The sequence below is a fragment of the Algoriphagus mannitolivorans DSM 15301 genome (assembly GCF_000429425.1).
GTDB lineage: Bacteria > Bacteroidota > Bacteroidia > Cytophagales > Cyclobacteriaceae > Algoriphagus > Algoriphagus mannitolivorans.
On sequence record NZ_AUBV01000007.1, the window covers coordinates 291879 to 306860 of the forward strand.

The window sequence follows — 14982 nt, forward strand, 5'->3', positions numbered from 1 at the left end:
CTTATTTTACTCTTTCAACAACAGCTTTGAATGCCTCAGGATGGTTCATTGCAAGATCAGCCAAAACCTTACGGTTAAGTTCGATTTCTGCTTTCTTCAAAAGACCCATCAATTGAGAATAAGATACGCCGTGCTCTCTAGCACCGGCATTGATACGCTGGATCCACAAAGCTCTGAATTCTCTTTTCTTAGCTTTTCTGTCTCTGTAAGCGTACTGAAGACCTTTCTCGTACTTGTTTTTGGCTACAGTCCATACGTTGCTACCTCTTCCGAAATAACCTCTAGTGGCCTTTAGCACTTTTTTTCTTCTTGCTCTTGACGCTACCGCGTTTACTGATCTAGGCATAGTTTTTTGTTTTTTGACACTTGGTGTCCCGAATGTTTAGGATCTTTTTTACCAAAGTATCTGGTGAATAAATAAACCTTAATTTTTTAGAGATTCTGTCAAAAATCAGATTTTCAACATGTCTCTTACTCTACCCTCATCGGAAGCATGTACAAGACCGGTTTTAGTCAAGTTATGCTTTCTTTTAGTAGATTTTTTCGTCAGGATGTGGCTTTTGAAAGCATGTTTCCTTTTGATTTTGCCGGTTCCTGTTAAAGTGAACCGCTTCTTTGCACTTGATTTGGTTTTTACTTTTGGCATTTTGCTGTATTTAGTTGGTTGAAATTATTTCTTCTGAGCTTTTGGAGCTATAAAGATGTTCATTCGCTTTCCTTCCAACTTAGGCATTTGTTCTACCGCACCATAATCTTCAAGAGCCTGGGCAAACTTCAATAGAAGCATTTCCCCTCTTTCTTTGAATACAATGGAACGACCCACAAAATGCACGTAAGCTTTCACTTTTGCCCCTTCCTTTAGGAAATTGATGGCATGCTTCAGCTTGAAATTGAAATCGTGATCATCTGTATTAGGTCCAAACCTAATTTCCTTTAAAACTACCTTGGCTGCATTGGCCTTGATCTCCTTCTGCTTCTTCTTTTGCTCGTACTTAAACTTCGCGTAATCGATGATTTTACATACTGGTGGAGATGCGTTAGGGGAAATTTCGACAAGATCCAGCTCGTTTTCTGCTGCGAGTTTTAGTGCTTTGTCGGTAGGAAGAACTGCGTTCCCTCCTTCTACAAAATCTCCTACTACTCGGACTTCACGGACTCTGATTTTTTCATTTACCCGGTATGGTTCCTCTTGTCTTCCTCTTTGATGCTGTTGTGGTCTTTGGCTCAAGTTAGCTTCTGTTGTTTTAATGAAATTGCCTGCAAATATCGGAATAATTTCTAATTCAGAAAACCAGAATAAAATTTTACCTTATTCTTCTTTACTTAATGATTCTGAAATTATCCCTTGAAAATACTTGATAAAGTCCTCAATCGAGAAACTTCCCAAGTCGCCTTCTCCCCTTTTCCGTACGGAGATTTTTCTTTCTTCCTGCTCTTTTTCTCCCACTATAAGCATAAATGGTACCTTTTTCACTTCTGCATCGCGGATTTTACGTCCGATCTTTTCGTCTCGGTTGTCAATATTTCCGGTGATCCCTTCTTCATCAAGAATACCTTTTAGTTCCTCTGCGTAGGAAATATATTTTTCTGAAATAGGTAGAATATTTATTTGTTCAGGTGACAACCAGAGAGGGAAATCACCTGCACAATGCTCAATCAATACTGCTACGAAGCGCTCTAAGGAACCAAAAGGTGCCCGGTGAATCATGACAGGTCTGTGCTTTTGATTGTCAGAACCGATGTATTCGAGTTGGAATCTATCCGGCAACTGATAGTCCACTTGGATAGTTCCTAGCTGCCACTTTCTTCCCAAAGCATCTTTAACCATAAAGTCAAGCTTAGGGCCATAGAATGCAGCTTCCCCAAGTTCAGTAACTGTCTCCAAACCTTTCTCCGCCGCGGCTTCGATAATCGCTGACTCAGCCTTGTTCCAAGCCTCATCACCGCCGATATACTTGGACGGATTCTCCGGATCACGAAGGGAAATCTGAGCCGTGTAATCCTTAAAGCCCAGCGCTTTGAATACATAAAGTACCAAGTCAATCACCTTGATGAACTCCTCCTTCACCTGATCTGGTCGGCAGAAAATGTGAGCATCATCCTGAGTAAAGCCTCGAACTCGGGTCAAACCATGCAATTCTCCGCTTTGTTCGTAGCGGTAAACAGTTCCAAACTCAGCATATCGAATCGGAAGATCCTTGTATGATCTAGGCTTGTGCTTATAAATCTCGCAGTGATGCGGACAATTCATCGGCTTGAGCAAAAACGCCTCTCCTTCGTGTGGAGTGGTAATTGGCTGGAAAGAATCCTTGCCGTACTTCTCATAGTGGCCGGAAGTTTCATACAATACCTTACTACCAATATGAGGAGTTGTTACCTGCTGGTACCCGGATTTATCTTGGGCTTTTTTCATAAAGCTGATCAAACGCTCCCGAAGCAGGGTTCCTTTAGGCAACCAAAGCGGAAGCCCCATTCCCACCTTTTCAGAGAAGGTGAAAAGCTCCAATTCACGGCCAATCTTACGGTGATCACGTTTTTTGGCTTCTTCCAACAAGGTCAAATAATCCTTCAGCTCTTGGGCTTTCGGAAAAGTCACTCCATAAATACGGGTCAGCATTTTACGCTTTTCGTCTCCTCTCCAATATGCTCCAGCGATATTGGTCAGCTTAACAGCTTTGATAAATCCGGTATTCGGAATATGAGGACCTCGGCAGAGATCTACAAAATTTCCCTGCTCGTAGAAGGTGATGGAACCATCCTCCAAACCTTCCAGCAAATCCAATTTGTACTCGTCTCCCTTTTCGGAGAAATAGGCTATGGCATCCTTCTTAGCGACTTGTTTCCGGATATATTCATTCTTTTCCTTGGCAAGTTCAATCATCTTTTGCTCGATTTTTTCGAGCTCATCCCCTTCTAGTTTATGGTCGCCAAAATCGACATCGTAATAGAATCCCGTCTCAATTGGCGGTCCGATCCCAAACTTGATCCCTGGATAAAGCGCTTCCAAAGCTTCTGCCATCAAGTGTGCAGAGGAATGCCAAAAGGTGTTTTTTCCCTCTCCGTCATTCCAGGTAAGCAATTGAAGTGAAGAATCTTCCTCAATAGGACGAGTTGCATCCCATACCTGACCGTTGACTTTGGCGGCTAGGACATTCCGGGCTAGACCCTCGCTGATACTGGCAGCAATCTGTAGTCCGGTTGTTCCTTTTTCATACTCCCTCACCGAACCATCCGGCAGGGTAATTTTAATTGGTTGTGACATGTGTTTTTGTTTTTCTGCCCATACAAACAGGCAAAGGATTTAAGCTGCAAATATGCACAAGTGGAATTCAATGGAAAAATTTAGGGGATATGAATCTTGAAAAGATTCCTTTAGAGTATTATCTGCGCACTCACCTTCACATGAAAGGGCTTCGCTCCCGGATTGTCCAGATAGGTCATCCGGTGGATAAAATCCACTCGGAAAAATTTAAATATATTCTCGAATCCGTAGCCCAATTCGACATAGGGAGTATCCATACTCAGCCTCCCAAAACTTTTCAGGGGATTTCCAAAGGGATCAAATTGCGGGGAGTTTTGAATATTCTCATCCCTTACCGATCCCCAAAGGATATTCGCATTGCCTACCATTCTCCATTTCAACTTTTTAAGTAAGGGCAGGGAATTCAGCAAAAAGCCTTCAAAAGATTGCCTGTATCGAATGCTGAAATATTGATCTGAGGCAAACTCGGTAAAGTTCATCGTATTGAAAGCAGCCGTGGTATAGAATAAGGTTTCATTCCCCAAATGATTCTTCAGAATCGGGTACGGGACTTCGCCAAATACCTTTCCTGCATCCATTTCATATCGGCCTACACCAAACAACCCCAAATTGATTCGATGATAGAGGTAAAAACTCCACTTATCGTAATCCAAATCCCCTCCCATCCATTGCAGTCCTTTGGTATAATTTACCTGAACAATAGGCCACTTCACAGAGCCCAATGAAGCTCTTTCGTTGTCATTGATGATGATGATTTCGTCTCTACCGTACCTGATTGCAGCCCTGAGTTCAGTCGTCTCAAAATCAGACCGGAATTCCCCAGTACCTTTTTCCAAATAGTAAAAATTGAAAAGTGGATCGAATTGACTGAAATTTAATCCAGATTCAACTAAAAACCCTTTGAAAAACTCCCGCTGAAAAGTTAAACCTTGGTTTTTACTAAAATAAGGACTCCTGAGGGTTCCAAATCTACTTGCTGCCAAGAATACGCTGTTGGACTGTAGATTGGCAATTTCCAAGCCGACTTGATCGATTTCCCTAGAAGTGTACGCTTTAAGGGTCGTCCAATGATTTCGATCTAAAATCCGGGTCAAAGAGGCGAAATATTTAAATTCCTGATCCCGGAATCCATAGCCCAAATTTCCTTGAATCACCCACTTATTGCTGAATTTAAAATTGGTCCTCATACCAAAACCCAGCCTGATCCCCTCCAGATTATTATAATTGAAGAAATTAGGCCAAGGCCCAAAATCAAGTTTGCCGATAGGTTTATAGCCTGTGGCAAAAAACTTCAGTCCTTCTGAATAAAAGCGGATAATCGGGATTCTCTTTAGCGTATCCACCATCTGAAGCACAGCGAGCTCTTCCTCACTTAAGGGGTCAGGCCTGCTTTTTCTCCAATATTCTTCCTCATAATCGCTGAAATCAGGCCTTAGCTCTACAGCCTTGTTGAAAAAAGCAGTGGGCTTGGGTTGGTTCACTACAATACTATCAGTAGCAGTGTAAAACTTTGCCAAGAGCCCGGCGGTCTTATCAGAAATCTGAGAAATTTTGACCAAAACCCGGGTTTTGCTAGGCATAAGAGGCCCGGCAGAAGTTTGAACGAGTTCTTGCTGGATTTTCACTCGTTCCACAAAATTGAGATTGGCGGATTTTGGAATAGTCAAATCCACCTGTTTCAGAGAGTAATCCTCCTTTTTGATCCAAATCATCCCCGAAAAAGCCAAATCCTGCTCTCTTCTTGGATAAACCTGAATTTTGTAACAGACATCAGCTCCAATCAAGACAGAATCCAGCAAATCATAATCATAAAAAGTCTTCCATCCGTCGGCGATGGGTGAGATAAAATCCTTGTTCAAAATCGATAACCAATTCCGGTAAAAATTGTATTCCTGAAAAACCGAGCCTGTGATCTGGGAGGTGGTTGAGCCATCCGTAATCCCCACACCGGTTACCTTTGTTTTTTCGATGATCTCTTTTTGCAAAATGGGTTCGTCCCTGTAATAAAATCTGGAAACTGTCTCCGAAAAGAAAACGGGAAGGATTTTCTCTCCTTCGTCGTCAGTTAGTTGCTTGATACTATCTAATACAGACGTGACTGCCCTGACAGATTTTCTTTGTCGAAAATCCTCCGAAAGATTGTCCACATCTAGCTCTATCTTGGTGTAATTCTTTGATTCGTAAGCCTTAAGACTTCTTTTATCGAACTCTTTTCTTTTTTCAGAAGCTCTCCGGATAATCTCAAAAGCAGGATTTTCTCCGGCTTGAAAAACAAAAGCTTCCAAGTCAAATGCAGCAGCCCGCAGTTGAAAATTGATGGTTTGCTCGGGCGTGTCTTGGAGTTTTTTCTTCTGTGGGATATAACCTAAATAGCTAACAGCAAGGCTGTCTGACAGAATCTTGGATTGAATGGAAAAATAGCCTTCGAAATCGGTGGTAATTCCCACGGTCGTGCCTCTCAAAATTACATTGGCAAAAGCTATGGGATCCCCTGTCTCTGCGTCCGTGACCCGGCCTTTTATCGAATATTGGGCCAAAGCCAAATTTGAAAAAAGAAGGAAAATCCAAAAAAAAGCGGTTCGAAGCATTTAATCTATCTTTCAGAGAATTCAAAGATGGCGCAAGTTAAATTCAATGTCGGGCTTATCCTTTATTTTCCTCTTCATATTTGTGAAAATTCCATTCAATTGAGAATTAAAAAAAGGCTTCAGGAAACTCAGAAGGCCTAGTATATTTGAGCTCAAATTGAATAAAGAATGGTTTACGATATTGTAATTGTTGGTGGTGGAATTGTCGGCTTAGCCACTGGATTGAAAATTCAACAGAAGAATCCTTCCTTGAAAATTGCAGTCTTGGAAAAAGAGGATCAATTGGCTAAACATCAAACCGGAAACAATTCAGGAGTGATTCACTCCGGACTTTACTATAAGCCAGGATCCTTAAAAGCTACCAACTGCATCAACGGATACCATGAATTAGTGCAGTTCTGCCAAACTGAAAAAATCCCTTTTGAGATTACGGGAAAGGTGGTTGTCGCAACTCGAGAAGAGCAAAAGCCTTTGCTAGACATCTTACTGGAAAGAGGTCTTCAAAATGGCTTAAAAGGCACTCGCAAAATAACATTAGAGGAGCTTAAGGAATATGAACCTTATTGCGCGGGAGTGGCAGCCATTCATGTTCCCCAAACTGGAATTGTTGATTATTACCAGGTTGCTTTGGCCTATGGCCGGAAAATTATTCAAAACGGAGGTCAGATTTTTTTAAATCATAAAGTACTGAAAATAAACCAGAAGAATAATATCAATTATATTGAAACTTTCAATAAAACCTTTGAAGCCAAGCTGGTGATCAATTGTGCAGGTTTGTATTCTGATAAGGTGGCAAGAATGAATGATGAGTCCATCGATGATGTAAAAATCATTCCTTTCCGTGGGGAATATTACAAGTTGAAAGAGGATCGTGAATACCTCGTCAAAAATCTGATTTACCCAGTTCCTGATCCCAATTTTCCTTTTTTGGGAGTTCATTTTACTCGAATGAAAAAAGGTGGTGTGGAAGCAGGCCCCAATGCAGTTTTGGCCTTCCGAAGAGAAGGATATAAAAAATCTCAAATTAACCTTAGTGAGCTTGCCGAAACTTTGGCATGGCCTGGTTTTCAAAAAGTAGCTGGTAAATATTGGAGAACGGGATTTGGAGAACTTTACAGATCTTTTTCCAAATCCGCTTTCACTAAAGCTCTGCAGGAATTAATTCCAGAAATTCAGGAATCTGATTTGGTCGAAGGTGGCGCAGGTGTTCGTGCACAAGCCTGCGATCGAACTGGCGGTTTGTTGGATGATTTTGCTATCCGTGAATCTGCGTTTGCGATCAACGTTTTAAATGCACCTTCTCCTGCTGCAACCAGCTCCCTCTCGATCGGAGGAACTGTGGCGGATATGGCGGTCAAAAGATTTCAATAATCACTTTAAATGCGGAAAAACCGAATCCGGGAAAAAGTGGTTGGCAAACTCTACCATTTCATCTCCACGGACTAAATCCTTGATAGTTACTTGGGAAGTGTGGTAATAACCACAGGCTCCCAGAAGCTCTTTTACTGCATCTATGGTGTTTTTGTGAAAATTGTAAACCCTCTCGGCTTTATCGGAAACGACCAATCCTTTTGCTAAATGCTTATCCTGGGTCGCTACACCTGTAGGACAACTATTAGAATTGCATCGTAGGGCCTGAATACATCCTATGCTAAACATAAATGCTCTCGCAGAATTGATCATATCTGCACCGAGCGCTATGTTTTTGATGATGGAAAAAGCACTTAGGGCTTTTCCTGAAGCCATCAATTTGATTCGGTCCTTTATTCCATATTTCTCTAAAGTGATTCTGGCAAAAATCAAAGCCGGCTCCAAAGGAAGACCCACGCTGTCAGAAAACTCCAGCGGTGCAGCTCCGGTCCCTCCTTCCGCTCCGTCAATAGTGATGAAATCCGGAAATATGTTCTCGGATTTCATTGCAGAACAGATCTCTTCAAACTCCTCTGTTCTTCCTATACAAAGCTTGAAACCAATCGGTTTCCCATTGGCTAGCTCACGGAGTCTTTGGATAAAATGAACCAGTTCAATCGGCCCTGAAAATGTAGAATGAGAAGGAGGTGATAAAACAGTTGTTCCTGCCTTTACACCTCTGATTTCAGCGATTTCCTTTGTGTTTTTCACACCTGGCAATACACCCCCGTGTCCGGGTTTTGCTCCTTGGGAAAGCTTGAGCTCAATCAGTTTCACTTGGGGAATACTCGCTTTTTCTCTGAATTTCTCCGGAGAAAAAAGTCCATTCTCATCCCGACACCCAAAATACCCGGTACCGATTTGCCAACACAGATCTCCCCCTCCTTCCAAATGATAAGGAGAGATTCCTCCTTCCCCGGTATTATGGAAGAAATTGCCTTTTTTGGCTCCACGGTTTAAGGCCATAATGGCATTCGAGCTCAAAGAACCAAAGCTCATGGCAGAGATATTCAAAATAGATGCGAGATAAGGCTGGGTACATTCAGGCCCACCAATTAACACACGCGGATCTTCTTCCAAGGGAGTGATTGCATAGACGCTGTGCCGGAGCGCTACATAGTCCTCTTGGTGAAGATCTCTTTGAGTGCCAAAAGGATGCGTATCATTCACATTTTTGGCCCTACGATAAGCCAGCGCCCGTAAGTTTCTGGTAAAAGGTCTTCCGCTCGTATTGGACTCAATGAAATATTGCTGGATCTCTGGGCTAAAAGACTCCAGTATGTATCTAAAATGGCCTACAACGGGGAAATTTCTGAGAATCGCATGTTTTTTTTGGAGGACATCATAGATTCCAATCAATCCTAGAATCCCAATAACAGATAGAATCAAATGCCCGAATCTGATGGAAACAATATCATACAGCCACATCAAAAAACTGGTAAAGACAAATAGGGCAATCAGGGAGGATAGGAAAAACCTTCTCATAGTCTTAGGCTTATTTTGGGTTCAGTAAATTCACCAAGAATTGGTGTATTTAAGTACCAATCAAAAATTGAAATAACCTAGTTTCTGCCCAGGTAAATTCTTGGCCTTTAAGCATAAAACCTGTATGTCCTCCTCTCAAAGGAGTTTCGAGAAAAATCTCAGCCTTATTAGATGCCAATTCGTATGGATAACATGCCTGTCCAAGTAGCGGGTCATTTTTCGCATTGATAATCAAGGTGGGGATTTGGATGTCCTTCATCCAATTGTCTGGACTCACTCCTGAGTAGAAATCTTCCGCATTTTTAAATCCATGGATCTTGGCTGTAAAGTGGGTGTCAAACTCATCAAAATCTTGAACACGTCTCAAAAGATCCAAATCAATCAAATCCGGAAACTGAATTGCCTTGGCTTCCATTTTCTTTTTCAGCTTTCCCAAAAACCTCTTTCTATAAAAACTATTTTCGGGTATTTTCAAAGTAGCAGCGCTGGAGGGAAGATTACATGGCACAGAATATACGGCTGCTTTGGTAATAAGCGGTGAAAGGTCAAGTCCCTTTTCTCCAAGGTATTTCAGAGTTTGGGCGCCACCCATGCTGATTCCCGAAAGAAAAATTTCTTCATAGGCCCCTAAGGAAATGACATGCCTTACCACGGTATCCAAATCATAAGATGCCCCATGATGATACAAAATAGGCTGACGGTTCATCTCTCCACCACAAGTCCTATTGTTCCAAACCAACACATCCACCCCTCGGGAATTAAATAGCTTGGCCAAGCCTTTGGCATAATGTCGATGAGAATCCCCTTCCAGCCCATGGGAAACGATCAGGAGCTGCTTCGAAGCTACTTTAGCCCAATCCAAAAGCAAAAAATCCTCATCTGGAGTATTTATTCTTTCCCTGGAATAATGAACGCCCTCTACCTTTCGAAAAAGGCTTGGAACAATTGTCTCCAAATGACCATTGAAAAGATACTTTGGAGGACCTCCATAAAAAGAAGGCAAAAGAGGCATAATTTATATTTTACTTAAAAAAGGAAAGGCTAAAATTCTAATATTCTAGCTCTTAACAAAATAGACAAATCACTTAATTGACTTTCACGAGAGTGCCTACTTCGGCAATTGCCTGTTCTACTTTGTTAAAAAAGTCATGAAAGTGATCTTGGAACTTGGAAGAAAATCCCTCGGTTTCCAGGATTTCTTTTCCTTCCTGCAAGGAAATTGTCAGGGGTTCCAAATCGAACATCAGCAAAGTAGGCTTCACTTTATGACGGATTTGCTGGATCATTACCATGTCCTGATCCTTGAGCCCTTCGGCATATTTTTCTTTCAATTCCAAAAGACCATTGAAAATGGCTTGAGTAAGTTCTGATCTAAATTCCTCATCCCCCTCAGCCATTTCCGAGATGCGCTTTGGCAATTCGGTGTAAATTTGGGTCATAAAATATTTTCTTTCGAAGACTTTCCAGCAAGAAACCCTGTAGACCAAGCGGCTTGAAAATTAAAGCCTCCTGTAATTCCATCAATATCCAAGACTTCTCCTGCAAAGTATAAATTAGGGTGATATATACTTTCCATATTTTCGGGATTGACTTCGTTCAATGGAATCCCTCCTGCGGTGACAAACTCTTCTTTGAACGTAGTTTTTCCTTTCACCTCCAAAATACAGCAAAAAAGGTTTTGGACAAGGCGGTTAAGTTCCTTTTTTGACAAATTTCGGTACAATTTGCCTTCTTCTATGCCCGATCTATGACAAAGGTGCTCCCACAACCGTGCGGGTATCGAAAACAAGGCATGCCCACAAACTTTTCTATTCGGGTGAACCTGAATGTATTGCTGCAATTGATTTGAATAATCACCTTCACTCAAGCTCCCGCACCAATTGATAATTGCCCTCCCTTGATATTGGTGGTCATGGAGCCATTGTGCACCAAAGGCCGATAACTTTAACACTGCTGGACCACTGATACCCCAATGAGTGATTAGCACCGGTCCTCTGTAAGAGAGCTTCGTTCCTTCAATTCTTACATTAGCATCTCCAACCGAAAGCCCCATCAAGGAACGAATAGGCTCACCGGGAGTATTGAAAGTGAAAAGGGAAGGAATAGGGTCTTTTATAGTGTGTTTTAAAGAGTTAAGAAAAGAGTAATTATCTGTTTTAGGATTTCCGCCAGTACAAACTATGACTTGATCTGCTCTGAAAACACCCTTCTCCGTTATCAATTCGTAGTAAGTGGTGGCAGGATTAATTTCTTTTACACCGGTGCTTATTTTGAGATTTATCCCGCTTTTTTCGGCTGCCTTAAGGAGGGCATCAATGATGGTTTGCGAGGAATCCGTAATCGGGAAAACCCGACCATCCTCTTCGGTTTTCAAGCGAACTCCCCGGGATTCAAACCAGGCAAAAGTATCCTCTATCGAAAAATGACGAAAGACCTTCTTTAGAAATTTTTCCCCTCTGGGATAATTTTTGACAAGTTTTGAAATTTCCATTGGACGATGGGTGACATTACATCTCCCACCGCCGGAAACTTTCACCTTGGAAAGCAGCTTGGGTGTCTTTTCAAAAAGAGTAATCTCCCTTCCTGGTCCGCTCGCATGAATGGCTGCAAAAAAGCCTGCAGCCCCTCCTCCTATTACAGCAATCTTCAAGATCCAACTAATTTATATTCAATTGATTGGGACTATCGCTTTCTACCAGTAAATGAACCCAAGATACCCCTGGCCAATTCGCGGAATAAGGTTCTTCCCACCTGTCTGACCATGGTATTTTTGCTCAATTCTTCCAGGAAAGATTCGTCCTTCTCCGTCCTCTTCGTAGTCTTTGGAGCCGGACCAGGCAATTCAGCCTTTTCCTGTTCTTTTTGAATTTCATTCATTTTTCTATCCAGCATTTCAAAAGCTGAATCACGGTCGATATCCTGGTTATATTTTGTAACCAAATCAGAATCTCTGACTACTTTTTCAATTTCAGAATCGGTGAGAATATCCATTCGGGTAATCGGTGCTCGCACTAGGGTTCTCGCCAATGGAGTAGGAATCCCCTTTTCATTCAAAGCTGTGACCAAAGCTTCACCGATGCCCATAGAGGTCAATACCTCTGAGGTTTTATAGAAAGGTGAATCCGGATAGTTTTCAGCTGTTTTAGTAATGGCTTTTCTGTCTTTGGCTGTAAAAGCTCTCAAGGCATGCTGGACTTTCAGACCTAGCTGACCCAAAACACTATCAGGAACGTCTGTTGGTGTCTGAGTACAGAAATAAACTCCAACACCCTTAGAACGGATCAACTTGATAATTGCCTCAATTTTTTCCAATAAGTCTTTGGAAGCATTGTCAAAAACCAGGTGTGCCTCGTCTATAAAGAGACAAAGTTTAGGCTGATCGGAGTCTCCTTGCTCTGGAAAAGTCTCATAAATCTCAGATAGCAAGCTGAGCATAAAGGTTGAGAAAAGCTTGGGTTTGTTTTGAATGTCTGTCAAGCGGATAATAGATATCACTCCTCTACCGTTTTTGGTTCGGACAAAGTCATCCACCTCAAAACTCAATTCTCCAAAAAACTTATCTGCTCCCTGTTGCTCTAACTCAATGATTTTTCGCATAATGGTACTCACCGAAGCAGTGGATACACGACCAAATTCCTTTTCGATTTCTGCCTTACCCTCATTGGTGACAAATTGAAGAACACGCTTAAAGTCTTTTAGATCCAGCAAAGGCAAATGATGCAGATCACAATATCTAAAAATCAGAGCCACTACTCCCCTTTGAGTATCATTTAGTTCCAGGATTTGAGAAATCAAAACCGGACCGAATTCAGAAACAGTGGCTTTTAAGCGAACTCCCTTCTCATCAGAAATGGACATTAACTCTACCGGCAAGCCTTGAGGTTCATAGTCCACCCCAATCGTTTCAGATCTTTTTAGAATGAAATCATTGGCTGTACCAGGCATCGCTAATCCCGACAAGTCTCCTTTAAGGTCCATTAAAACCGACGGAACACCTTTGAGTGAAAGTTGTTCGGCAATGACTTGCAAGGTTTTGGTTTTTCCTGTACCTGTGGCCCCTGCAATTAATCCATGGCGGTTCATGGTCTTCAAGGGTATCTTGATCTGGGCGCCGGTTACTGGACTTCCGTCCAATATCCCTGTACCCATGATGATATAATCTTTTTTATAAACTTGACCATCAGCGAGATGCTGAATAAATTTTTCGGTTGAACTCATGGTTTATAATTTGAGGATTTTAATCTACAAAAAAACCTTGAGGCAACTCAAGGTTTTTAGTTTCAAAAGAACTTTGGAACTCGCTTAATGAGTCACCACAGGGTCTAAAGATTTAGCTTGGGCGATAAAATCTTCTACCTTAGATAAAGCTGGCACCGCTTTCGTCAGGCCTTTTTCTTCTTGGGTTTTCACCAATGCTGCGTGGAGATTTTCAGGATTTCGATTTCTCAATTCCTTGACGGTATCCACACCGGCCGCTTTTAACAGTTCAGCAAATTGGCTTGCTACTCCATTAATTCTGAAAAGATCCGCCATATTTACCCAATCCAGAATTTTGCCCTCGTCGATACCAGAGGCTTCAGCGATAGCTTTTCTTCCTGATTTGCTGGCGCCTTTTTCAAGAAGATTTTCTACTGTAGTTACTCCTGCCTCGGCTAATTTACCTTTGTAAACTTCCCCGATACCTTCGATCATCGTGATTGTTTTTCCCATTGTTTAGTGATTAAGTGTTTAAAATTTGGATAAGGAATCTGAAAGTTATTTTCCTTATTTGATCTTAAAATAGCTACAATTTTTTGTATACAAAATGAAAATGAATTTTATCTATCACCTGAAAAGGAAATTTAACTTTGTGGTCATCTACCTGTTTCTTAATTTCGAAAAGTCCTATCAACAGTATTCCCTTGACTCACAAATTCCTAGTATCGCTTTTCTTTATTTTAGCTTCATTTTCCAGTTTCAGTTATGCTCAGGTAAATCTGGGACAAACAGATCGCTGGATGACAGGTGCCTTGGCAGCAATGGAGCGAAAGGATTATCAGACGGCCAACTCCATTTTCAGAAATTTGATCGATTCAGGGCTTCCGCTTCCAGAAGAAATGCCTTACTATTTCTCTGAGACGCTTTTTGAGTTGGGCCAATATGACAATAGCCAAAACTTCCTGAACAAATACCTGGAGTTGACCGGGTTTAACGGTAAAAACTATCAAGGAGCTTCTGAGCTTAAGAAAAGACTGGAAAAGCCTCTGTCCGAAATCAAGGCCTGTCCATTATGTGACCTGCGAGGATATGAATTTCAAACCTGTTTCACCTGTGAAGGAGCCAAAGAAATAGAACAGGTGTGTAATTATTGTAAAGGTAAAAATGTCGTCGGCTGCAGCAGATGTGGAGCCACAGGAATGATCAAGAAAGTCAATGTCTTTAACATCGTTGAATTCTACGAATGTGAAAGATGTTCGGGAAAGGGAAGACTCACCTGCCCCGAATGCAATGGAACGGGAAAAGAGGTAAGTGACTGCAAAACCTGCAAGGGATCCGGTAAATTGACTTCCGACCAACTTTGCGATCACAAGCCCCATGTTCACGTAGGTGAATCAAAATAAAAATCCCGCCGAAGCGGGATCTAGTATCATTTGCAATATTTCTTCAGTGCCTCATCTGCCCCTGGATATTCCAAAACAGAGGCGAGTTTGAAATCCTCACAGGCCTGTTTTTTCATTTCCAGGGCAATTTTTAACATTCCTCTATTGAAATAGGCCTGGCCAAATTCATCGTCCAATTTAATGGCATTTCCATAAGCATTTAAAGCTTCCCCAGTCATTCCCATATGATGTAATGCCCTCCCTTTCAAAAAAGAAGCCATGGCTGGAGCTCCCGGAATTTCTTCGGCTTTAGAAGCATATAATAAGGCAGAACCATAATTTTTTTGTTGGATCTGTACATTCGATAAGCTCAGCAGTACTTGAAAATTGTTGGGGTCCTGAGCTAATGCACTTTCAAAATCGGCTTGTGCCTTGGCATAATCTCCCATTTCCTGATAAGCTCTACCTCTGTTGTAAAGCATAATGACATCCGTGGGATTATTTTTCAGGTTATTAGTATAAGTCTGAACGGCCTCTTCAAACTGCCCGTTTTCAAAATACCGATCTGCCGGATCTTTTTGTTGTTCCGAACACGAAAACAAAGTCCCGACCAGAGCCGGGACCAAAATTATTTTACTCCAATATTTCATACTAGTTG

Annotated in this window: 14 protein-coding genes; 2 read left to right on the top strand and 12 right to left on the bottom strand. The window is 41.7% G+C overall.

Annotated elements, in window-relative coordinates:
- Position 1: 1 nt before the first annotated feature.
- From rplT to G458_RS0109610, 5 genes are all read right to left on the bottom strand, one after another.
- Positions 2-346, bottom strand: a complete 345-nt coding sequence (rplT, locus tag G458_RS0109590; protein ID WP_026951716.1) for a 50S ribosomal protein L20 — start codon at positions 344-346, stop codon at positions 2-4.
- Positions 347-451: 105 nt separating this feature from the next.
- Positions 452-646, bottom strand: coding sequence for a 50S ribosomal protein L35 (gene rpmI / locus G458_RS0109595; protein WP_026951717.1), 195 nt, complete (start codon positions 644-646; stop codon positions 452-454).
- Positions 647-670: 24 nt separating this feature from the next.
- A complete protein-coding gene (gene infC / locus G458_RS20520; protein ID WP_084438848.1) occupies positions 671-1228 on the bottom strand; it encodes a translation initiation factor IF-3 in 558 nt (185 codons plus the stop codon).
- Between the two features lie 81 nt (positions 1229-1309).
- The gene (gene thrS / locus G458_RS0109605; protein WP_026951718.1) at positions 1310-3262 is read right to left on the bottom strand and encodes a threonine--tRNA ligase; all 1953 of its coding nucleotides are present in this window, start codon (positions 3260-3262) and stop codon (positions 1310-1312) included.
- Positions 3263-3372: 110 nt separating this feature from the next.
- The gene (locus tag G458_RS0109610; protein WP_245579258.1) at positions 3373-5799 is read right to left on the bottom strand and encodes a DUF5686 and carboxypeptidase-like regulatory domain-containing protein; all 2427 of its coding nucleotides are present in this window, start codon (positions 5797-5799) and stop codon (positions 3373-3375) included.
- Between the two features lie 219 nt (positions 5800-6018).
- Between G458_RS0109610 and lhgO the strand changes: the two genes are divergently transcribed.
- Complete coding sequence (lhgO, locus tag G458_RS0109620) at positions 6019-7221, top strand: L-2-hydroxyglutarate oxidase (RefSeq protein ID WP_026951720.1); 1203 nt, start codon at positions 6019-6021, stop codon at positions 7219-7221.
- Here lhgO and G458_RS0109625 read toward each other — a convergent pair whose 3' ends face one another.
- From G458_RS0109625 to G458_RS0109655, 6 genes are all read right to left on the bottom strand, one after another.
- A complete protein-coding gene (locus G458_RS0109625; protein ID WP_026951721.1) occupies positions 7222-8745 on the bottom strand; it encodes an FMN-binding glutamate synthase family protein in 1524 nt (507 codons plus the stop codon).
- 49 nt (positions 8746-8794) lie between these two features.
- Entirely contained in the window at positions 8795-9757 is a 963-nt protein-coding gene (locus tag G458_RS0109630) for a YheT family hydrolase (protein WP_026951722.1), read from the bottom strand.
- Positions 9758-9830: 73 nt separating this feature from the next.
- Positions 9831-10184, bottom strand: a complete 354-nt coding sequence (locus G458_RS0109635; RefSeq protein WP_026951723.1) for a hypothetical protein — start codon at positions 10182-10184, stop codon at positions 9831-9833.
- Positions 10181-11395: a BaiN/RdsA family NAD(P)/FAD-dependent oxidoreductase gene (locus tag G458_RS0109640; protein ID WP_026951724.1), complete on the bottom strand. Its 1215-nt coding sequence runs from the start codon at positions 11393-11395 to the stop codon at positions 10181-10183. The genes G458_RS0109635 and G458_RS0109640 overlap by 4 nt, the downstream gene beginning before the upstream one ends.
- A gap of 32 nt (positions 11396-11427) precedes the next feature.
- The gene (locus G458_RS0109645) at positions 11428-12963 is read right to left on the bottom strand and encodes a helicase HerA-like domain-containing protein (protein ID WP_026951725.1); all 1536 of its coding nucleotides are present in this window, start codon (positions 12961-12963) and stop codon (positions 11428-11430) included.
- 84 nt (positions 12964-13047) lie between these two features.
- Complete coding sequence (locus tag G458_RS0109655) at positions 13048-13455, bottom strand: DUF4332 domain-containing protein (protein ID WP_026951726.1); 408 nt, start codon at positions 13453-13455, stop codon at positions 13048-13050.
- Between the two features lie 191 nt (positions 13456-13646).
- Here G458_RS0109655 and G458_RS0109660 point away from each other — a divergent pair, with 191 nt between their 5' ends.
- On the top strand, positions 13647-14345 hold the full coding sequence (locus G458_RS0109660; protein ID WP_245579259.1) for an outer membrane protein assembly factor BamD: 699 nt from the start codon (positions 13647-13649) through the stop codon (positions 14343-14345).
- A gap of 26 nt (positions 14346-14371) precedes the next feature.
- On the opposite strand, the gene G458_RS0109665 is transcribed toward G458_RS0109660, so the two are convergent.
- Positions 14372-14974, bottom strand: coding sequence for a tetratricopeptide repeat protein (locus G458_RS0109665; protein ID WP_026951728.1), 603 nt, complete (start codon positions 14972-14974; stop codon positions 14372-14374).
- Between the last annotated feature and the right edge of the window lie 8 nt (positions 14975-14982).